This is a genomic window from Raineyella sp. LH-20 (assembly GCF_033110965.1).
Lineage (GTDB): Bacteria > Actinomycetota > Actinomycetes > Propionibacteriales > Propionibacteriaceae > Raineyella.
Window position 1 is genome coordinate 2,434,575 of the sequence record NZ_CP137003.1, and the last position, 20,938, is coordinate 2,455,512.

The 20,938-nt window shown below is 69.0% G+C and carries 17 protein-coding genes; 6 read left to right on the plus strand and 11 right to left on the minus strand.

Annotation, left to right across the window (positions count from 1 at the left end; all coding sequences use genetic code 11):
* Positions 1–210: 210 nt before the first annotated feature.
* The 3 genes from katG to R0146_RS10680 all read right to left on the minus strand — a co-directional run bounded on the left by katG (position 211) and on the right by R0146_RS10680 (position 4,022).
* Positions 211–2,400, minus strand: coding sequence for a catalase/peroxidase HPI (katG, locus tag R0146_RS10670; protein WP_317689478.1), 2,190 nt, complete (start codon positions 2,398–2,400; stop codon positions 211–213).
* A 29-nt stretch (positions 2,401–2,429) separates the two neighbouring features.
* Positions 2,430–2,987 carry a Fur family transcriptional regulator gene (locus R0146_RS10675; protein ID WP_317689480.1) on the minus strand — a complete coding sequence of 186 codons (558 nt, stop codon included), beginning with the start codon at positions 2,985–2,987 and terminating at the stop codon, positions 2,430–2,432.
* A gap of 324 nt (positions 2,988–3,311) precedes the next feature.
* Positions 3,312–4,022: an L-ribulose-5-phosphate 4-epimerase gene (locus tag R0146_RS10680; protein ID WP_317689482.1), complete on the minus strand. Its 711-nt coding sequence runs from the start codon at positions 4,020–4,022 to the stop codon at positions 3,312–3,314.
* Between the two features lie 229 nt (positions 4,023–4,251).
* Here R0146_RS10680 and R0146_RS10685 point away from each other — a divergent pair, with 229 nt between their 5' ends.
* A complete protein-coding gene (locus tag R0146_RS10685) occupies positions 4,252–5,856 on the plus strand; it encodes a xylulokinase (protein WP_317689485.1) in 1,605 nt (534 codons plus the stop codon).
* Between the two features lie 57 nt (positions 5,857–5,913).
* Here R0146_RS10685 and R0146_RS10690 read toward each other — a convergent pair whose 3' ends face one another.
* The 3 genes from R0146_RS10690 to araA all read right to left on the minus strand — a co-directional run bounded on the left by R0146_RS10690 (position 5,914) and on the right by araA (position 9,765).
* Positions 5,914–6,906 carry a patatin-like phospholipase family protein gene (locus R0146_RS10690; RefSeq protein ID WP_317689487.1) on the minus strand — a complete coding sequence of 331 codons (993 nt, stop codon included), beginning with the start codon at positions 6,904–6,906 and terminating at the stop codon, positions 5,914–5,916.
* A gap of 221 nt (positions 6,907–7,127) precedes the next feature.
* On the minus strand, positions 7,128–8,159 hold the full coding sequence (locus tag R0146_RS10695) for a LacI family DNA-binding transcriptional regulator (protein ID WP_317689490.1): 1,032 nt from the start codon (positions 8,157–8,159) through the stop codon (positions 7,128–7,130).
* Positions 8,160–8,232: 73 nt separating this feature from the next.
* Positions 8,233–9,765, minus strand: coding sequence for an L-arabinose isomerase (araA, locus tag R0146_RS10700; protein WP_317689491.1), 1,533 nt, complete (start codon positions 9,763–9,765; stop codon positions 8,233–8,235).
* 793 nt (positions 9,766–10,558) lie between these two features.
* Here araA and chvE point away from each other — a divergent pair.
* The 3 genes from chvE to mmsB all read left to right on the plus strand — a co-directional run bounded on the left by chvE (position 10,559) and on the right by mmsB (position 14,686).
* Positions 10,559–11,647: a multiple monosaccharide ABC transporter substrate-binding protein gene (gene chvE / locus R0146_RS10705; protein ID WP_317689493.1), complete on the plus strand. Its 1,089-nt coding sequence runs from the start codon at positions 10,559–10,561 to the stop codon at positions 11,645–11,647.
* An 80-nt stretch (positions 11,648–11,727) separates the two neighbouring features.
* The gene (gene mmsA / locus R0146_RS10710) at positions 11,728–13,260 is read left to right on the plus strand and encodes a multiple monosaccharide ABC transporter ATP-binding protein (RefSeq protein ID WP_317689495.1); all 1,533 of its coding nucleotides are present in this window, start codon (positions 11,728–11,730) and stop codon (positions 13,258–13,260) included.
* Between the two features lies 1 nt (position 13,261).
* Positions 13,262–14,686, plus strand: a complete 1,425-nt coding sequence (gene mmsB, locus R0146_RS10715; protein WP_317689498.1) for a multiple monosaccharide ABC transporter permease — start codon at positions 13,262–13,264, stop codon at positions 14,684–14,686.
* A gap of 137 nt (positions 14,687–14,823) precedes the next feature.
* Here the strand turns inward: mmsB and R0146_RS10720 are convergent, their stop codons facing one another.
* Positions 14,824–15,231: a type II toxin-antitoxin system VapC family toxin gene (locus tag R0146_RS10720; RefSeq protein WP_317689501.1), complete on the minus strand. Its 408-nt coding sequence runs from the start codon at positions 15,229–15,231 to the stop codon at positions 14,824–14,826.
* Entirely contained in the window at positions 15,228–15,473 is a 246-nt protein-coding gene (locus tag R0146_RS10725; RefSeq protein WP_317689504.1) for a FitA-like ribbon-helix-helix domain-containing protein, read from the minus strand. The genes R0146_RS10720 and R0146_RS10725 overlap by 4 nt, the downstream gene beginning before the upstream one ends.
* A gap of 166 nt (positions 15,474–15,639) precedes the next feature.
* Between R0146_RS10725 and R0146_RS10730 the strand changes: the two genes are divergently transcribed.
* Positions 15,640–16,311: a peptidoglycan DD-metalloendopeptidase family protein gene (locus R0146_RS10730; protein WP_317689506.1), complete on the plus strand. Its 672-nt coding sequence runs from the start codon at positions 15,640–15,642 to the stop codon at positions 16,309–16,311.
* A 14-nt stretch (positions 16,312–16,325) separates the two neighbouring features.
* On the opposite strand, the gene nhaA is transcribed toward R0146_RS10730, so the two are convergent.
* Both nhaA and R0146_RS10740 read right to left on the minus strand, forming a co-directional pair.
* The gene (nhaA, locus tag R0146_RS10735; RefSeq protein WP_317689509.1) at positions 16,326–17,705 is read right to left on the minus strand and encodes a Na+/H+ antiporter NhaA; all 1,380 of its coding nucleotides are present in this window, start codon (positions 17,703–17,705) and stop codon (positions 16,326–16,328) included.
* 199 nt (positions 17,706–17,904) lie between these two features.
* Positions 17,905–18,795, minus strand: a complete 891-nt coding sequence (locus R0146_RS10740; protein WP_317689511.1) for a VOC family protein — start codon at positions 18,793–18,795, stop codon at positions 17,905–17,907.
* Positions 18,796–19,014: 219 nt separating this feature from the next.
* Between R0146_RS10740 and R0146_RS10745 the strand changes: the two genes are divergently transcribed.
* On the plus strand, positions 19,015–20,232 hold the full coding sequence (locus tag R0146_RS10745) for a Zn-dependent hydrolase (protein ID WP_317689513.1): 1,218 nt from the start codon (positions 19,015–19,017) through the stop codon (positions 20,230–20,232).
* Here the strand turns inward: R0146_RS10745 and R0146_RS10750 are convergent.
* Entirely contained in the window at positions 20,216–20,938 is a 723-nt protein-coding gene (locus tag R0146_RS10750; RefSeq protein ID WP_317689515.1) for an HAD family hydrolase, read from the minus strand. The genes R0146_RS10745 and R0146_RS10750 overlap by 17 nt on opposite strands.

Consider the following 20,938-nt stretch of genomic DNA (forward strand, 5'->3'; position numbering starts at 1 on the left):
GCGGCCCGTCGTCACGGGTGGACGGCGTCGGCTCGGGCACAGGACGAAGGCGGGACTGCATGGCGCCATCGTAATCTTCCCGTGACCTTGGCCACGGCAGATGTCGCTGTGAAGTCCCCCTGAACGGCGGTCCTTGACTGGCGTTTCCTGAGCGTGCCCGGTCCTGTGCGATGGCCCCGGCCCTGATCAGAGCCGGGGCCATCGCTTCTGTCATCGCAGGTCGAAGCGATCCAGCTCCGACACCTTCACCCAGGCCGCGACGAAGTCGCGGACGAACTTCTCCTTGGCGTCGTCGCTGGCGTACACCTCGGCGACGGCGCGCAGCTCGGAGTTCGCACCGAAGACCAGGTCGACACGGGTGCCGGTCCAGGTGGCCTCGCCGGTGGTCGCATCGGTGGCGCGGAACGTCCGGGACTCCTCGTCCGCCGGCGCCCAGACCGTGTTGAGGTCGAGCAGGTTGACGAAGAAGTCGTTCGTCAGTGTGCCTGGCCGATCGGTGAGGACGCCGTCGGAGGATCCGTCCCAGTTGGCCCCGAGCACCCGCAGCCCGCCGACCAGCACGGTCATCTCCGGGACGGTCAGGGTGAGCAGATTGGCGCGATCGACCAGCAGGTGCTCGGCCGGCATCCGGTGCACGCCCTCCTTGAGGTAGTTGCGGAAGCCGTCGTGGCTGGGCTCCAGGTAGCCGATCGCCTCGAGGTCGGTCTGCTCCTGCACCGCGTCCGTACGACCCGGGGTGAACGGCACCTGCACCGTGACGCCGCCGGCGGCGGCCGCGGTGCCCACCGCGACGTCCCCGGCCAGCACGATCAGGTCGGCCAACGACACCTGCTTGCCGGTGTTCTGCTCGGCCTGCGTGGTGTTGAAGTCGCGCTGGATCGCCTCCAGGGTCTCGAGCACCCGGGCGAGCTCGCCGGGACGGTTGACCTCCCAGCTGCGCTGCGGTTCCAGGCGGATCCGGGCGCCGTTGGCGCCGCCCCGCTTGTCGCTGCCCCGGAAGGAGGCGGCCGAGGCCCAGGCGGTCGACACCAGGTCGGCGACGCTCAGCCCGGACGCCAGCACCGCCCGGCGCAGCGTTTCCAGGTCACCGGCGTCGATCAACTGGTGGTCACGGACCGGCAGTGGATCCTGCCAGATCAGGTCCTCGGTCGGCACCTCGGCGCCGAGATAGCGGGACTTCGGGCCCATGTCGCGGTGGGTGAGCTTGAACCATGCCCGGGCGAACGCCTCGGTGAACGCCTGCTGGTCGTCCTTGAACCGCTGCGCGATCGGCCCGTAGATCGGATCCACCCGCAGCGCGACGTCGGTGGTGAGCATCCGCGGCTCGCGGCGGCCCTCCGAGTGGGCCATCGGCACCATGTCCTCGCCGCCCTGCTTCGGTCGCCAGTGGTAGTGGCCGCCCGGTCCCTTGACGACCTCCCACTCGTACGCGTAGAGGATGTGCAGGAACTCGTCGTCCCAACGGGTCGGGTGGTAGGTCCAGGTGACCTCGATGCCGCTGGTGATCGTGTCGTCGCCGGCGCCGGTGCCGTACGAGTTCTTCCAGCCCAGGCCCTGCTGCTCCATCGGAGCCGCCTCGGGGGCCGGGCCGAGGTGCTCGGCGTCCGGCGCGGCGCCGTGGGTCTTGCCGAAGGTGTGGCCACCCGCGATCAGCGCGACGGTCTCCTCGTCGGTCATCCCCATCCGGGAGAAGGTCGTACGGATGTCCTTGCCGGCGGCCAGCGGGTCGGGCACCCCCTCGGGACCCTCCGGGTTGACGTAGATCAGGCCCATGTGGGTGGCAGCCAGTGGCTTGTCGAGCTCCCGGTCGCCGGTGAACCGTTGATCGTCGGCCAGCCAGGTCGGCTCGGCGCCCCAGTAGACGTCGTCGTCGGGCTCCCACACATCGGGGCGGCCACCGCCGAAGCCGACGGTCTGCAGGCCCATGATCTCCAGGGCGACGTTGCCGGAGAGCACCATCAGGTCGCCCCAGGACAGCGCGCGGCCGTACTTCTGCTTCACCGGCCACAGCAGCCGGCGCGCCTTGTCAAGGCTGATGTTGTCCGGCCAGCTGTTCAGCGGGGCGAACCGCTGCTGGCCGGTGCCGCCACCTCCGCGGCCGTCGAAGACGCGGTAGGTGCCGGTGCTGTGCCAGGCCATCCGGATGATCAGCGGCCCGTAGTTGCCGAAGTCGGCGGGCCACCACGGCTGCGAGGTGGTGAGCACGCGGGCGATCTCCTGCTTCACCTCGGCAAGGTCCAGGCCGAGGAAGGCCTGCTTGTAGTCGAAGCCGGGATCCATCGGATCGGCTTCCTGCGGATTCTTCGCCAGGATCTTGAGATTGAGCCGGTGCGGCCACCACGACGGATTGGCCGAGGCTTCGGTGGGGTGGGGCAGCTGGGGGATCGGGTCGTCGGACATCGTTGTCAGCCTTTCGTACGAAGGGGTGCTCACGGGCGGTCGGCGGAACCGGAGGGGGACAGGGGGAACGTACGGCCGGTCGGTGTCGTACGGTCGGCCGTCGCAGGGTCGACGGGAGGCGTACCGTCGGCCGCCGCGGCGTCGGCCAGGGCGGTCTCGCACCCCGAGCACACCCCGCGGAAGGTGACCTGCGCCTCGAGGACGCGCATCCCGTGGGTCTGCGAGGGGGTGAGGCAGGGGGCCTGGCCGATGACGCAATCGAGGTCCTCGATCCGGCCACAGACCACGCATTGGATGTGGTGGTGGTTGTCGTGGACCCGGGTCTCGTAGCGCGCGCTGGTCGAGGCGGGGAGGTCGACCCGCCGGACGAGGCCACCCGCAGCCAGGTCCCGGGTGATGTTGGTGATCGACTGGACCGACAGGGTGGGGAACCGCTCGGTCAGCCCCGTGAGGATCTCGGCGACCGAACTGTGCGGATGCGCCTCCAGGTGGGTGAGCGTGGCCAGACGGCCCGGGGTCACGCGCAACCCCGCGCGGTGCAGGTGCTCCTGCCACTCGCCGACACTCGTCCCGGACGACGTGGTCACGACTCCATAGTCGGACCACATTTGAAGGATGTAAAGATACGAATCCCGGCGATCTGGGGGGCTGTGGACGCGACGCCCGGGCCGGACCCGGAGGCCGCCCTCGACCGGGTCGAGGCTCCCCTCGAGGGGACCTGACGCGGTGACCTCGCACAGGGTGACGGCAGCACAGTGACCTCGGCAGAGTGACCTCGCCACAGTGACCTCGCCACAGTGACCTCGCCACAGTGAGCTCCGCACGCTGAGCAGCGACGGGGTCGGCCGTCCTCGGACGACCGACCCCGCTGCCTTGTGGTCCGGGTCCCCGGGCTCAGATGCCCGCAGACGTCACTGCCCGTAGACGTTCTGGTAGCGGTCGTAGAGCCGGTCGATGTCGGCCTGCTGCATCGGTACCGGGGTGCCGAGCTGGCGGGCGAAGTGCACCGTACGGGCGACGTCCTCGAGCATCACGGCGGCCTTCACGGCCTCACGGGCGGTCGCGCCGATGGTGAACGGACCGTGGTTGGCCATCAGCACCGCGCGGGACCGGCTGGCGCGCAGGGTCTCCACGATGCCCTGGCCGATCGAGTCATCGCCGATCAGCGCGAAGGGACCGACCGGGATCTCCCCGCCGAACTCGTCGGCCATCATCGTCAGCACGCAGGGGATCGGCTCGCGTCGGGCCGACCAGGCGGTCGCGTAGTCGGAGTGGGTGTGGACCACACCGCCGATCTCCGGCATGTTCCGGTAGACGTACGCGTGCGCGGCCGTGTCGGACGAGGGCTTGCGGTCACCCTCGACCAGAGTGCCGTCGAGATCGCAGACGACCATCGCCTCGGGGCTGAGGTCGTCGTACGAGACGCCGGACGGCTTGATCACCATCAGGTCGGCCCCCGGGACCCGGGCGGACACGTTGCCCGCGGTCCACACGACCAGGGCGTTGCGGGGGAGCTCGGCGTGCAGGTCGGCGACCTCGGCCTTGAGGCGGTCGACGACGGCGCGCAGCTCGTCGGGGACCCCGGCAGGGGCTGTCGTGCTGGGCGCGGGGGTCTGGGACATGGGTGCCTCCCTGTGCCGGGCTCCGATGCCCGGTCTCGTGTGTGGGTCCGGGACGGAGGGCCCCTGCCCAAAGGTCCGGGGGGCTGTTCCTCCGCTCATGTGAACGGTAACATTGTCGTCGTACGAGGTCCAGTGCACCTCTGTGCGGAACGTGTGTGCTGGCGTGGCATGCTCGTGTCGTCGGTGGACGTCGTGCCGCCACCACCAGGAACGACCAGGAGGATCAACGATGATCGACCCCATCACGGACCAGGCCCGGGAGGCCATCGCCGCGGGGAGGGCGGTGCTCGGCATGGAGCTGGGCTCGACGCGCATCAAGGCCGTGTTGATCGGCCCCGACCACGAGCCGATCGCGGTGGGTAGTCACGCTTGGGAGAACCGGTTCGTCGATCGCCGTTGGACGTACGCCCTGGAGGACGTCTGGGCGGGCGTACAGGCCTGCTATGCCGACCTCGTCGCCGACGTACGCCGCCGTTTCGACCTGGAACTGACCGGCCTCGGTGCCCTGGGCGTCTCCGCGATGATGCATGGCTACCTGGCCTTCGACGAGGCGGGGGAGTTGCTCGTCCCATTCCGGACCTGGCGCAACACCTCCACCGGGCGGGCAGCCGACGAGTTGACCGAGCTCTTCGACTTCCACGTGCCGCAGCGCTGGAGCATCGCCCACCTGCGCCAGGCGATGCTCGACGGCGAGGAGCACGTCTCCCGGGTCGCTCAGATCACCACGCTGGCCGGCTACGTCCACTGGCGGTTGACCGGCCGGCGGGTGCTCGGCGTCGGTGATGCCAGCGGCATGTTCCCGATCGACTCCTCGACCGGGACGTACGTCGCCGGGATGGTCGACCGGTTCGACGAGGTGGCCTCCGCGGAGGGCATGCCGTGGCGGCTCGGGGACCTGTTGCCGACCGTGCTGTCGGCCGGTGAGGACGCCGGCACGCTGACGGCGGACGGTGCGCGGCTGCTCGATCCGACCGGCGCGTTGCAGCCCGGTGTCCCGATGTGTCCGCCGGAAGGCGATGCGGGGACGGGCATGGTCGCCACCGGCTCGGTCGCGCCACTGACCGGCAACGTCAGCGCCGGCACCAGCATCTTCGCCATGGTCGTCCTGGAGCGCGAGCTCAGCCAGCGCTATCCCGAGCTCGACATGGTCACCACCCCGTCGGGTCACCCGGTCGCGATGGTGCACTGCAACAACGGTGCCAGCGAGGTCGACGCCTGGGCCGGGGTCTTCGGGGAGTTCGCCACCGCACTGGGCGCGCCCGCCGAGCCGTCGCGGGTGTTCGAGACCCTGTTTCGGGCGGCGCTGTCCGCCGACGCCGATGGGGGCGGTCTGGTGACGTACAACTTCCTCTCCGGTGAGCACAACGTCGGCCTGGCGGAGGGCCGCCCGATGGTCGTCCGGACTCCCGACAGCACGCTCAACCTGGCCAACTTCATGCGGGCCCAGCTCTTCGGCATGCTTGGCACGCTGCGGCTCGGGATGGACGTGCTGACGGCCGAGGGCGTACGAATCACGTCGATGTACGGCCACGGGGGCTTCTTCCGGACCGAGGGTGTGGGGCAGCGGATCCTCGCTGCGGCGCTTGATGCGCCGGTGACGGTCGGGTCGAGCGCGGGTGAGGGTGGGGCCTGGGGTATCGCGGTGCTGGCGGCTTTCCTGCGTGACCGGGCTGGCGATGAGTCGCTGCCGGACTATCTGCGGACGACGGTTTTCGCCGGGGCTCAGCTGGCGGCGATGGACCCCGATCCGGCCGATGTTGCTGGTTTCGCCGCGTTCATGGAGCGCTTCCAGCGCGGTCTGGACGTCGAACGAGCGGCCGTCGAGCGGCTCTGACGCGGCAGGAGAGATCCGCCCGACCGTCACCGATCGGCCGGGCGGATCCCCTCGGTATCACCTCCAGAATGCAGCGAGCTGCTCGGCACAGGCCCGGCCTTGCCGGTAGCCGGCGCGGGCAGCCGCCGGACGCAGCGACAGGTCCATGGCATGGGCGCCGAACAGGTGCTCGGAGTCGTCGTCGGGGACGATCGTTTCGACCCGGCTGCCGTGGGCTCGCAGGTCCTCGACCTGGGTGGACAGGTGCGTGCCCCACTCCTGGGGGTGGAGCGATCGGCCGCCGAAGGGCGACAGCACCAGCACCCGGGCATATCCGGCTGCCAGATCGGCATTCTCGGCGTTGGAGCGGTAGCCGCCGTCGATGTACCGGCCCTCGCCGGTGGCGTACGCGAAGCTGCTGGAACAGCTGGCGGCCACGGCGTCCACCAGGTCGACCCCACTGTGGCGGTCGAACACGACGGGTGCACCGCTACGGGCATCGACCGCGGTGATCAGCAGCGTACGTTCCGGCCAGTGCCGGCCGGGCAGGCGCGCGGCGACGGTTTCGCGCCAGCCCTCCTGTCGGGAGCTGCCCTGCGCGGCAGCCGCCTCGAGCGCGGCCACACCCATGCGGCGGCGCAGATCGGCAGCATCGTCAGCGGCAGCGATGATGGCTCTCAGCCGCTCCAGATGGTCGGTCACCGGTCGATTGCCCACGCGTCCTCCGGCGGATCCGCCCGGGCCGGTGGGTTGCCGGGGTGCGGCGTCGAGGATGGCGGCCAGCAGTTCGGTGGGGGAGGCACCGGTGAGCTGCGCCGCGGCCGTGGATCCGGCCGACGTCCCGATGGTCAGATCGGCCCCGGTCACGTCCAGTCCGGCCTCGAAGAGACCGGCGATGACGCCGATCAGCCAGGCGTTGCCCGTGGATCCTCCGCCTCCGAGGACCAGGGCTCGTTCGCCTCCGGGCACTCGCCCGGTGGCGTCGACCTGCGGCTGGTCCTGGTCGGACGTCGGTCGGTCGGAACTCGTCGTCGTAGCGCCGTACGGAGTGGGAGTAGGTGTGGTGTTCATGGGAGTCGCCCTTCGCGAGGTGCCTGTACGGGCGCTCCCGGTGTGGCGACTACCTCAGTCGCGCGATCGTGGCTGGCGGGGGAGCACCCACTGCGGATACAGCGTTCATGGGACTCACCTCCTGCCGATGGATCACGATCGTCGAAAACGTAGCATGCCGGTGACGCGACGTGCCACCGTCGGCGGGTCCCGCCCGGCGTCCGCTGGGGTGCCGGCGTCCGCTACACCGCCCGGGTGGATTCCCGGATGACCAGGGTGGGGTCGATCCGGCGCGGCATCGCCGGGACGTCCTCCCCGAGCAGCGCCAGCAGCACGGTGACCCCGGCGACACCGAGCGTCTCGAAGTCCTGATGGATCGTCGTCAGGGGCGGGCGGAAGTGCGGGCTCTCCGGGATGTCGTCGAAGCCCACCACGCTGATGTCCTCGGGGATCCGCAGTCCTCGATCCGACAGAGCGTGGATGAGTCCCAGCGCCATCTGGTCGTTCGCCGCGAAGACCGCGGTCAGGTCGGGGATCTCCAGCAACTGGTCGGCGGCGGCATAGCCGGCGTCCGGGCTCCAGTCCCCGCGGGCGGGCGTCGGCGTCGGCAGGCCGGCCTGCTCGAGGACGAAGCGCCACTCCGCCTCACGGGCGCAGGAATCGAGCCAGTCCCTGGGGCCGGTGACGTGGCCGATGACACGGTGGCCCTGGTCGAGCAGGTGCTGGACCGCGAGCCGGGCGCCCTTGGCCTGGTCGACGCCGACCCGGGGGAGTCCGAGGTCGCGGGCCGGGTCGTCGGCCCGGCCGGCGAGCGAGCCCAGCAGCACGCAGGAGTCCGGCAGGTCCAGCTGGCCGAGGGACTCGAGCGTCTCGGTCCGGGGCACGATCACCACCAGCCCTTCGACGTCCTGCCCGGTGAGGAAGTCCACGCCCTCCCGGAAGTCCTCGATCGAGTCGGGGGTGACCGTGTAGGTGGTGGACGAGTAGCCCGCCTTGCGGGCGGCGACCTCGCTGCCGCGCAGCATGCTGATCGGGCCGTAGTGGCTCGTGGACTCGATGATCATCCCGATCCGGCGGGTGCGCCCGTGGGCGAGGGCCCGGGCGACGGCGCTGGGTCGATATCCGAGTTCGGCGATGGCGGCCTGGACCCGTTCGCGGGTCTCCGGCCGGATCTGCGGGCTGTCGTTGATCACCCGTGACACGGTCTGGTGCGACACCCCCGCCACGCGGGCGACGTCGCGCATGCTCGGTGCCCTGCCACCCTCAGCCGGCATCGTACGATCCTCTCCCTGACGGTGCGGGCCCCGGGTGTCAGTCGACGCCGGGACCCGCAGGCTTCTTGTCACATTACGCGATACCGGCCGGCGTCGGGCCTCCACGGAAGGTCGACTCCAGATGCAGGGTGCGCTCGAAGACCGGCATCGTCGTGTGCTCGTCGATCAGGGCGATCTCGACCCCGGCCATCCGGGCGAAGTCGACGAACACCTCCGGCGTCAGCGCCGTGCTCATCACCGTGTGGTGCGCCGCCCCCGAGGCGAGCCACGCCTTCGCCGAGGTGACGAAGTCCGGCCGAGGCTGCCACAGCGCGCGGCCGACGGGCAGCTGGGGGAGTGCCGCCCGGGGCTCGACCAGATCGATGGCGTTGGCGATCAGCCGGAAGCGGTTGCGGACGTCGACCATGGCGACGACGACGCCCGGGCCCGGGTCGGCCGTGAAGACCAGCCGGCACGGGTCCTCCTTGCCGCCGATGCCCAGCGGGTGGATCTCCAGGGTGGGCCGATCTGTGGTGAGGTTGGGTGAGACCTCGAGCATGTGCGCCCCGAGGATCACCTCGTCGCCGGGGGTGAGGTCGTAGGTGTAGTCCTCCATCAAGGAGGCGCCGCCGGGCAGGCCGGCGCCCATCACCGCGGCGAGGTGGATGAGGATGGCGGTCTTCCAGTCACCCTCGGCGCCGAACCCGTAACCGTCGGCCATGAGTCGCTGCACACCGATACCGGGCAGCTGACGCAGCGTGCCGAGGTCCTCGAAGCTGTCGGTGAACGCCTGGAAGCCCCCCTCCTCGAGGAAGTCCCGCAGGCCCAGCTCCTGCTGCGCGGCGACTCGGAGCGACTCGCGGCGGTCGCCGTCGGGCCCCAGCTCGGGAACGACGTCGTAGAGCTCGTCGTACTCGGCGACCAGCGCGTCGATCCGCTCCTCGCTCACCGCGTCGACGCGGGCGATCAGGTCGTTGACCGGCCAGGTGTTGATGGACGCCCCGAAGACGGTCTCGGCCTCGGTCTTGTCACCCTCGGTCACGGCCACATAGCGCATGTTGTCACCGAAGCGGGCGACCTTCATCCCCCGGAGGGCGGCCAGGCCGGCGGCGGCCCGCGACCAAGCGCCGATCTCGGCGGCGACGCGCTGATCGGACGCGTGGCCGATGACCGACTTCCGCTGCACGCCGAGGCGGGACAGGATGTAGCCGAACTCACGGTCGCCGTGCGCGGACTGGTTGAGGTTCATGAAGTCGAAGTCGAGGTCGGCGTACGGCAGCTCGATGTTCGCCTGGGTGTGCAGGTGCAGCAGCGGCTTCTGGAGCGTACGCAGCCCGCGGATCCACATCTTCGCCGGCGAGAACGTGTGCATCCAGGTCATCACGCCGATGACTTCGGGGTCGGCATTGGCCTCGCGGACGGCCTGGACGATGCCCTCGGTGTCCTTGAGGACGGGCATCCAGACCACCTCGACGGGGATCTCCGCGGCGGCGTTGAGCTGGGCGACGATCGCCTGGGACTGCTCGGCCACGCGCCGCAGCACATCCTCCCCGTACAGCTCCTGACTGCCGATCAGGAACCAGACCTTACGCGTCGAGAGATCCGCGATGATGCTTCGTCCGGGCATGGGAAATTTCCTTCGTCAGATGGGTGCACCGTGGCCGGGGGTCTCGGCCCGCTCCGTGCGGGCGGCCGTGCCGCGGCGACAGAGGCCGCCAAAGGGTCCCGGCAATGATGGTGGTGCAGCCACAGGGTGCGCGTCGCGGCGGCCCTCGGGCGGGTCGCGCGGCGCATGACTGACTCCCTTGTCCGGACCCTTGTAGGGCCTGCGTCATCCAGGATGTTACCGGTAACATTTTGTGGGAGTCAAGCGTCGGTCGACGGTCGTCCGCCGCGGCTCGGCGGGGTGCAGCCCCTCGCGTTCGGTGGATGAACCCGTCCGGTAGCGTCGCTCTGCGGTCGCAGCGGAGCCGGATCGGCGCCACCTGCAGTCCCCTCTCGCGCAGGGCTTGACAGAGCCCGGGTGCAGGGTGTGAAAATACTGCTACAGGTCGATGTTACCGGTAACATGGTGACATCGGACCAGGACGGCCCGGGTTCCCGCGGACCGCTTCAGGGGTCGAATGTCGCCGTCGCATTCGCGAGCGTGTGCGGTGGAGTCAATCGATCCCGCGACCTACCACTCGTTCCGACACCCTCCTGTCCAGCGCTTCGACGAACGGCCGGTCCTGACCGGCCCTCGCTCGAGGATCTGGCTCGGGGCCAAACAAGCCGGCCGTCCCGTGCAGTCAACGTGCCGGACCGCCACCTGCCGCCTCCTCGCTCCGGGGCAGTAGGCACGACCCACCGCCTCCCCGGGGGATCCCGGGCAGGCTCGATCCGATCTCGCAACGATGCGTGATCGGGGAAAGAGAGCAATCATGCGCAAGCTTCTTGCGATCATCCTCGCGGGAATCATGGCCCTCGCCATGGCCGCCTGTGGCCGGTCCACGGACTCGGCACCCGCGGGCTCGACCACGACGAAGGGGACGATCGGTGTGGCGATGCCCACCAAGACGTCCGAACGCTGGATCAAGGACGGCGACAACATCAAGAACGCCCTCGAGGCGGCCGGCTACAAGGTGAACCTCCAGTACGCCAACGACGACATCCCGACCCAGGTGACCCAGGTCTCCGACATGGTGACCAAGAAGAACCAGGTCCTCGTCGTCGCCGCCATCGACGGTGTGGCCCTCAAGGGTGCGCTCAAGGACGCCAAGGACGCCGGCATCCCGGTGATCGCGTACGACCGCCTGCTCCGTGAGACCGACGCGGTGGCCTACTACACCACCTTCGACAACTACAAGGTCGGCGTGCAGCAGGGTGAGTCCCTGGTCAAGGGACTCGAGGCCAGCGGTGCCCCCAAGCCGTACAACGTCGAGGTCTTCGCAGGCTCTCCCGACGACAACAACGCGACCTTCTTCTACAAGGGTGCGATGAGCGTCCTGCAGCCGAAGATCGACTCCGGTGAGCTCAAGGTCCGCTCCGGTGAGACCGACTTCAACACCGTGGCGACCCTGCGCTGGGACGCCGCCACCGCCAAGAAGCGGATGGAGAACCTGCTGACCAAGTCGTACACCTCGGCTGACGTCAACGGTGTGCTGTCCCCGTACGACGGCATCTCCCGCGGCGTCATCGCCGCCCTCAAGGGCGCCGGCTACGGCTCCGGCGGCAAGAAGCTCCCGGTGGTCACCGGCCAGGACGCCGAGCTCGAGTCGGTGAAGAGCATCCTCGCGGGTGAGCAGTACTCCACCATCTTCAAGGACACCGGCAAGCTCGCCGACGCCACGGTCACCATGATCCAGCAGATCGCCAGCAGCCAGACCGTCACCACGAACGACACCTCCTCGTACAACAACGGCGTGAAGGTCGTCCCGACGATGCTCCTCGACCCTGTCTCCGTGGACAAGTCGAACATCCAGCAGGTCCTGACCGACGCCAAGTACTACACGGCCGACCAGCTCAAGTAGTCCGGATTCCGTACGGCCGGGGGCTGTGACCCGGCTCCCGGCCGTACCGGAAACCACGTCGGCACCACGAGGAAGGCATCATGACCGACACCCTCCTGTCCATGCGCGGCATCACGAAGACGTTTCCCGGGGTCAAGGCCCTGTCCGACGTCAATCTCGAGGTGCGCCGGGGCGAGATCCACAGCATCTGCGGCGAGAACGGCGCGGGTAAGTCCACCCTGATGAAGGTCCTGTCCGGGGTGCACCCGTACGGCACCTACACGGGCGAGATCGAATACGACGGCCAGGAGTGCCACTTCCGCAACATCCGGGAGAGCGAGCACGCCGGCATCGTCATCATCCACCAGGAGCTCGCCCTGATCCCTGAGCTCACGATCACCGAGAACATGTTCCTCGGCAACGAGCACGCCAAAGGTGGCGTGATCGACTGGCAGGAGAACCGGGCTCGTGCCCTGAAGTACCTCCGGATGGTGGGCCTGGACGAGAGCCCGGACACGCCTATCCGTGGCATCGGCGTCGGCAAGCAGCAGCTCGTCGAGATCGCCAAGGCGCTCGCCAAGGACGTGAAGCTGCTCATCCTCGACGAGCCCACCGCCGCCCTCAACGACACCGACAGCACGCATCTCCTCGGCCTCCTCAAGGGGCTGCAGGCCGAGGGCATCACCAGCATCATGATCAGCCACAAGCTGAACGAGATCGAGCAGATCTCCGACTCGATCACCATCATCCGCGACGGCCACACCATCGAGACCCTCGACGTGGAGGCCGGCGAGGTGAACGAGGACCGTATCATCCGCGGGATGGTCGGCCGCGACCTCCAGCACCGCTACCCGCCGCACGAGTCGCACGTCGGCGAGGTGATGTTCGAGGTCAAGGACTGGACCGTCGCCCACCCCGACGATCCCCACCGACTCGTGGTCAAGCACGCCAACCTGTCGATCCGCCGCGGCGAGATCGTCGGCCTGGCCGGCCTGATGGGTGCGGGGCGTACGGAGTTCGCCCGCAGCCTGTTCGGGCAGAGCTACGGCCACAAGGTGTCCGGCGAGGCCCGTCTCGACGGGCGGCTGCTCAAGCTGCGCTCCGTCGAGGGAGCGATCGAGGACGGTCTGGCGTACGTCACCGAGGACCGCAAGGTGCTCGGCCTCAACCTCATCGACACGATCCGGCGGTCCATCCCGTCCGCGAAGCTCCGCAAGATCTCCCAGCGCGGCGTCCTCAACGCCAACCTCGAGATCAAGGCCGCCAACGAGTACCGCACGTCGCTGCACATCAAGGCCCCCTCGATCGAGGAGGGCGTCGGCAAGCTGTCGGGCGGCAACCAGCAGAAGGTCGTCCTCGGCAAGTGGATCTTCACCGACCCCGAGATCCTCATCCTCGACGAGCCCACCCGAGGCATCGACGTCGGGGCCAAGTACGAGATCTACGAAATCATCAACAAGCTCGCGGACTCCGGGAAGGGCGTGCTCGTGATCTCCTCCGAGCTGCCGGAACTCCTCGGCATCTGCGATCGCATCTACACCCTGTCGGCCGGAGTCATCACAGCCGACGTCCCGCGTGAGAACGCCGACCAGGAGACTCTCATGCGCTACATGACCCAGCGAAAGGCCGATTGACATGGCAAAGATCAGCTCCGAGACGGGGAGCAGCGGGACCTCGGTCCTGAAGAAGCTCCGCGACGCGGTCGGTGGGGGCGGCCTCCGCCAGTACGGCATGATGATTGCCCTGGGCCTGCTCGTCCTCCTCTTCCAGTTCCTCACCAACGGGCTCTTCCTGCAGCCTCGCAATGTCACCTCGCTGCTGGTGCAGAACGGCTACGTCCTGATCCTCGCCATCGGCATGGTGATGGTGATCATCGCCGGCCACATCGACCTGTCGGTCGGCTCGGTCTGTGCCTTCGTCGGCGCCACGGTCGCCACGAGCATGTACTCCTGGCACTTCCCGTGGCCTGCGGCGATCCTGCTGGGCCTGGCGCTCGGCATCCTGGTCGGCATCTGGCAGGGCTTCTGGGTGGCGTACGTCGGCATCCCGGCCTTCATCGTGACTCTGGCGGGCATGCTGCTCTTCCGCGGCCTCGACCTGATGATCCTCAACGCCCAGTCGATCCCGGTCCCGGAGGCGTTCCAGAAGATCGCCAACGGCTACCTGCCCGAGGTCGGCCCGAACACCGGCTACCACAACATCACCCTGCTGCTCAGCATCCTTGCCGTCGTCGCCATGGTCTGGTTCGAGTTCCGCCGCCGGGCCGACCTCAAGCAGCACGAGATGCCCCTGCCGTCGATGGTCGGCTCCGTGATCAAGCTGGTCGTGCTCGGCGCCCTCATCATGATCTTCGGCATGCTGCTCGCCTCCTACCGTGGCGTGCCCGTTGTCGGCCTGATCCTCCTCGCGCTGGTCATCGCCTACACCTTCGTCACCCAGCAGACCGTCACCGGGCGCCGCATCTACGCGGTCGGTGGCAACCGGCACGCGGCCGGCCTGTCCGGTGTCGACACGAAGAAGATCGATTTCTTCGTGATGGTCAACATGAGCTTCCTCGCCGCGATCGCCGGCATGGTCTTCACCGCCTATCTCAACGCGGCCAATCCCAAGGACGGCCAGAACTTCGAGCTGGATGCCATCGCCGCCGTGTTCATCGGTGGTGCCGCGGTCGCCGGCGGTGTCGGCACCGTCGCCGGCTCGATGATCGGTGGTCTGGTGATGGGCGTGCTCAACCTCGGCCTGGCCAACATGTCGGTCGACTCCAACTGGATCCAGATCATCAAGGGCCTCGTGCTGCTGGGAGCGGTCGCCTTCGACGTGATCAGCAAGCTGCGCGGCAAGTCGAGCTTCATCGACATGATCATCAGAGCCGTCGGCGGGGGCCGCGGCGGATCCGCCGAGACCGGCCCGGCCCTGGGCTTGCCGGCCACCGGCTCGGAGACCGGTGAGACCCCGGTCAAGGGCGACGGTGCGACCGTCAACACCGTCAGCGGGTTCAAGAGGATCAACGGTGCCTCGGCCGGTGCGACCCGGCGCAAGCGGGAGACCGCGGGTCGCTGACGGCCTCGCTTCCTCCGCTCCATGACGATGGCCACCCGGGCAACCGGGTGGCCATCGCCTGTCGGTCGGATGGTGGACCATACTCATTTCTGCGGTGCAGAAAATTGGAAAGGTGATCCGTACCGTATCGAGGCCTGTCAGCCGCTCGTCCCGATGACCCGGACTCCGACCCGGCGCGCCAGGTCCCCGAGACGACGATCGACGGTGAGGAGAGTGGCCGCGGCGCGCCGGGTGGCGACGACGTAGAGCAGGTCGTAGACCGGATGGTCGAGGCGCACCGATTCACTCAGGGCCTCTGCGCCGAGTGTCGACAGTGGCAGGAGGTCCGTGACGAGGTCGAGGGCATCGGCCAGTCCCGTCAGTGCCCGGTCGAGGTCGAGTTGGCCTGCTCGGACGTACTTCCACAGCGCGTTCCCGACCTCGGCGGACAGCAGATCGGGAGCGATGACCGCGTCCGCGGAGCTGAGCGCGGGGGTGATCAACCCGGCCTTCGGCCCGTTGAGAACGACGTGGACGGCAGCGCTGGCGTCGAGCACGACGATCATCGATCGCGATCCTCACGGATCAGATCGGCAGGCTCCGTCAGCCCTTCCCAATCCATTTGCGGCTGAGCCGCCAATCTGTCGAGCAGCGCCTGACGTCGCGCACGATCGGTCGCGGTCACCTGCAGCGCCTTCCGCAGTTCGACGACGGTCTGCTGGGCGACACTGCGGTGTTCCGCTGCGGCGGCGCGGACGAGTGCAGTGTGGACGTCCTCCGGCAGATCGCGGACCTGAAGCGATGTCATCGCCCCTCCTCTGGTAGGTCAGCTAGGTCAGCTAGTCAGCGATGCCAACTATGCAATCATCCTGCGTCACGCATGCGCGGCGGACAAGAGCGCTCCGGCCCGGCTGGGGTTGCCACGAGCGCCGTTCGCTGTCGTGTGACGCCCGCTCCCGATTACGCTCGAGGTCGTGGACAGTGTCACGCTGCGGCTGCCGTTCACCGGGCGCTGGCGGGCGCTCAACAGCCCTGCTCGCCGCGTGCCCAGTCACGGCAGTGCGCTCTACGGCGAGAGTCATGCGATCGATTTCGTCGCGGTCGACGAGAGGGGGCGTACGGCCGCGATCCGCGACTGGCGGACCGTCCTCGCCACTGAGCCTCCGGAGCGGTTCGTCGGTTTCGGCCGCCCGATCCTGGCGCCGGTCGCCGGTCGGGTGATGGTCGCCCACGACGGTGAGCCCGATCACGCCGCCCGGCGCTCCCAGCCGGCGCTGCTCCGGTACGCGCTCGGCCAGGCCGGACGGATCCGCCAGGGGGTCGCGGTGATCGCCGGCAACCACGTCATCCTGCACGACCCGGCCAGCGGAACGTACGTGGCCCTGGTCCACCTGCGGGCCGGGTCACTGGCGGTGCGCCCGGGGGACGAGGTCGCGGTCGGCCAACTCCTGGGGGAGTGTGGCAACTCCGGCAACTCCACCGAGCCGCACGTTCACGTGCAGGTGATGGACGCCCTCGACCTGCGGGTCGCCCGCGGCGTGCCGCTGCTCTTCGCCGACTTCCGGGAATGGCCGGCGGGCCGTCGCCGCGCCGTCGACCGCAGCGCCTGGATCCCCGCCGAGCGGTCCGTCATCGCGCCCCTGTGAGTCGGTCGGTCCGCTCAGCGCTGACCGGGATCGTCAGGGACGTCGGCGTCGGGGAGGGGCATCCCTCCCTCGGAATCCTCTTCCGGACCGCTCATGGCGTCCGCCACAGCGAGTCGGTGATAGTGCCGGTTGCGGGTGCTGAGGACAGCCGAGGCCAGCACGGCCGCGAGGACGGAGGCGGTCAGGATCGCGGCCTTCGCGTGGTCGTGGGCCGGCTCCCCGGGCACGAAGGACAGCTCGGCGACCAGGAGGGAGACGGTGAAGCCGATCCCGGCCAGTTGTCCGACGCCGACCAGATCGATCCAGCGCACGGTGGGGTCGAGGCGTACGCGCATCACCCGGGTGACCAGCCAGGTGGTGGCGAGGATGCCGACGGGCTTGCCGACCACCAGCGCCGCGATGATGGCGAGCGTCACCGGATCCCGCAGTGCCCGGACCATCCCCTCGGCACCGCCGAGCGTGACCCCGGCGGAGAAGAAGGCGAACAGCGGGACGGCGACCCCTGTCGACAACGGCCGGACCTGGTGCTCGATCGTCTCGGCCAGCCCGGGCCCGGTGAGCGACGCGCGGTCACGGCGATGGTGCAGCACCGGCACGGTGAAGCCGAGGAGGACACCGGAGATGGTCGAGTGGATGCCGGAGGCGTGCATGAAGCCCCAGGCGACCGCGCCGATCGGCAACAGGATGAACCACACCGCAGCCGGGTGGTCGCCGAGCCACCGGCGCCGCAGCTGGGCGAGCAAGCCGTACGCCGCGATCGTCACCAAGGACAGCGCCAGCGGAACGAGGTGGATCCGGTCGGTGTAGACGATCGCGATGATGCCGATCGCGATCAGGTCGTCGACGACCGCCAGGGTGAGCAGGAAGATCCGCAGCGAACTCGGCAGATGGGAGCCGATCAGGGCGAGGACTGCCACGGCGAAGGCGATGTCGGTCGCGGTGGGGATCGCCCAGCCGTGGCGCAGCGCGGGGTCACGCCCGAGGAGGGCGAGGTAGATCAGCGCCGGCACCGCGACGCCGCCGGCCGCCGCGACGATGGGGGTGATCGCGGTGCTGAGGCGGCGCAGGTCACCGGCCATGAACTCGCGCTTGAGCTCCAGGCCGACGAGGAAGAAGAAGACGGTGAGCAGACCGTCAGCGGCCCAGGCACCGAGGCTCAGGTCGAGGTGCCATGGCGCGTAGCCGAGGGTGAGGTCGTGCAAGGCGTGGTAGCTGCCGGCGGCCGGTGAGTTCGCCCAGAGCATCGCGATCGCGGCCATCGCCACCAGCAGACCTCCGCCGACCGTCTCCTTACGGAGGAGCGTGATGATCCGCAGCGTCTCGGTCGTGCTCCCGCGACCCGGGAACAGACCGGTCCAGTGGGCGAGTCGTGAGTGGTGAGCCGGGCGAGCCATGGGGCTTCCTTCGGGGTCGGTCGACAAGGAGACTGTCGACCAGGCTTCCCGACGCACCGGGAATACATCCTAGATCGCGTACGACTCAGATCGCGTACGACTCAGATCGCGTACGACTCAGATCGCGTACCACGCCGCCGACCCCAGGCCGTGATGATCGCCCGGGCGGATCGGCACCGCCCGGGCGTCGGGGCTTTCGTCAGAACTCGTCGATGACCAGCTTCTTCATCGCCAGCATGTGCTGGTAAGCGTTCGGGCGGGCCATCAGCGTGCCCATGTCGGCCGGGACGACCTGCCAGCTGACGCCGAACTGGTCCTTGCACCAGCCGCATTGTTCGGACTCGGGCACCTTCGACAGTTTCTCCCAGTAGTGGTCGATCTCGGCCTGATCGGCGCAGCTGATGCTGAACGACACCGCCTCGTTGAAGGTGAAGTCCTGGGGTGCGCCGGAGTCCATCGCGGCGATCCAGACCCCGCCCAGTTGCACGTCGCCGAACATCACCGAGCCGGCGGCCGCCGGACCGGTGGCCTCCGGGTAGGGGACGAGCAGTCCACGACGGGCATCGGGGAAGACCGAGAGGTAGTAGTCCATCGCCTCGGCGGCCCGGTTCTGGGCGGTGTGACCGAACAGCAGGCACGGCATGATGCTCGGCCGCCAGTCGCCCTCGGGATCGCCCATGATCAGCTGCCAGCTGAGCCCGTACTTGTCCTGCACCCACCCGTAGTGCGGGCTGAACGGATACTCGCCCAGCGGCATCAGCTCCTTGCCACCCTCGAGCAGGGCGGCCCACAGCTCGTCCAGGTGCTCCCGGGCCTGGGGATCCCGGCCGGTGTCGAAGCCGACGAAGAACGACGTCGCCGGAGTGAAGGAGAACTCCGGGCCGGCATTGATGGCGCTGAACGGCTGACCGGCCAACTCGAACTCGACGACCAGCGGCTGGCCGGCGAAGTCCTTCTGGAAGTCCGGCAGGCCCTCGGTCGGGTAGCGGACGACGCTGGTGATCCGTGCCTCGGGAAACACGGAGGTGTAGAACGTGGCGGCTTCTTCCGCGACGTGGTCGAACCACAGGTTCGGGACGATCTTCTGCACGGCCACTCCTCGGGGCTCGGCGATCAGGTCTGTCCTCGACACTACGCGAGGGTGCCGGACAACGGCAGGGGGCGGCTGCTGTGGATCGCCCGGGGCTTCACGAACCGTTCATCGGGTCGGTCGAGATCGTAACGCTGTCGTCATCCGACGACTGCCGGTGCCGCGGTCCGCCGCCTACTGTCAATCGTTGTCAGTACGCAGATCGCAGGAGGAATCGGCATGTCGCTCATGGAAGACTTCGCCCAGGTGTCCCGCTTCGGAGCCGGGGAAGACGGTTCCGTCGAGCGACAGGCAGCCGGGCCGGCGGACGGTGAGCAGCGGCGATGGTTGTGCGACCGACTGGTCCGGGCCGGGGCCAGTGTCGTCGTCGATCCGGTCGGCAACATCTTCGGGCTCTTCAGCTGGATCGACGGAGCCGACTGGGTCATGTGCGGGTCCCACCTGGACAGCCAGCCCAACGGCGGCCGGTACGACGGGGCCTATGGCGTCGTGGCCGCGGTCAATGCTGCGGAGCAGCTCAATCGCCGGGTCCGGGCCGGCGACCTCGTTGCGGTGCGCAACCTTGTGGTCGTCGACTGGACCAACGAGGAGGGCGCACGGTTCCAGCCGAGTGTGATGGGCAGCTCGGTGCACTGCGGTCTGCTGCCCATGGAGGAGGCCCTGGGATCCACCGACGCGTCCGGCGTCACGCTGCGCGAGGCACTGTCCGGGATCGGGTTCCTCGGGGACGAGGAGTTCACCGGCACCACCGTGCGCTACGCCGAGATCCACGTCGAGCAGGGCGATCGGATGGAGCGCCAGGGGCTCGACATTGCGGCCGTGAGCGGCAACTGGGCCGCCGGCAAGTACGACATCCGGATCACCGGGGAACAGAGCCACACCGGATCCACCCCGATGCCCCAGCGGAGGGACGCCTTGGTGGGGCTGGCCAGAGTCATCGCGGCGATCGATGACTTCGCCCGACGTCACGAGGAGCAGTTCCATGCCTCCGCGACCGACGTGGTGACCTTCCCCCACTCCCCGAACGTGGTGACGTCGGTGGCCTCGGCCCACCTCGAGCTGCGCAGCGCCGAACTCGACACCGTGCTCCGCGCCGAGCGATGGCTCGAAGAACTACTGTCCACGATCGCCGCCGAGTACGGGCTGACGATCGACGTGGTGCGGCGCTCCGTTCGTGGGTCCGACGTGCTGTGGCCGGAGGGCGTCGAGCTGACCCGTTCCGTCGCCCGGTCCCTCGGCTTCGCCACCGGAGAACTGCGGACGATCGCGGGCCACGATGCCGTCGTCGTGGCCCGCGTGATGCCGACGGTGCTGATCTTCGTGCCCAGCAGTGGCGGGCACGCCCACTCGCCCAAGGAGCACACCGATCCCGCCGACCTCGAGAACGGCCTGGCGACTCTGACCGGTGTGCTCGCCGAGCTCACGGCAGGGTACTGAGCCCTCTCGCGGCGCGGGCCTGTCTCCACAGCTGTGCTATCCCGTGAGGCGTGGTGCCTGCCAGCGTCTCGGTCAGCAGCGCTCCGGGCACGGCACCACCGGGAGCGCTGGGCACCAGCAGGGTGGGTAGGCCGGCCGCGACGGCGCTATGGGCGCCGGTGGGCGAGTCCTCGACGGCCAGGCAGTCCTCCGGCCGCAGCCCCAGGGCGTCGACGGCGGTGAGGTAGGCCTCGGGGTGCGGCTTGCCGTGCCGCACCTGATCCCCGGCGACCACCGCCCGGAACGGTGACGGTCCCTGGACCGCCAGTGATGCCAGGAACACGTCGATGATCGCCCTGGAGGACATCGAGACCAGGGCCATCGGAGTGCCGGCCGCCCCCAGCTCGGAGAGCAGCGACTGTGCCCCCGGCCGCCAGGGGGTGCCGTGCGAGGTCAGACGCTGCTGGACCGCCGTGCTGATCTCCCTCATCACGCGCTCCTCGGGGAGCCCCACACCCAGGCCGATCACGACGCGGGCCGTGTCGATCAGCGACAGGCCGACCAGCGCGGTCTCCTCGTCGACCCCGAGCTCGCCGCCGTGGGCGCGGACCAGTTCCTGGCACGCCTCGATCCAGTAGGGCTCGGTGTCGACCAGGGTGCCGTCCATGTCCCACAGCACGGCCGCAGGTCCTTGCCGGGGCTTGAGAGCATCAGTCGCAGAGGTCAT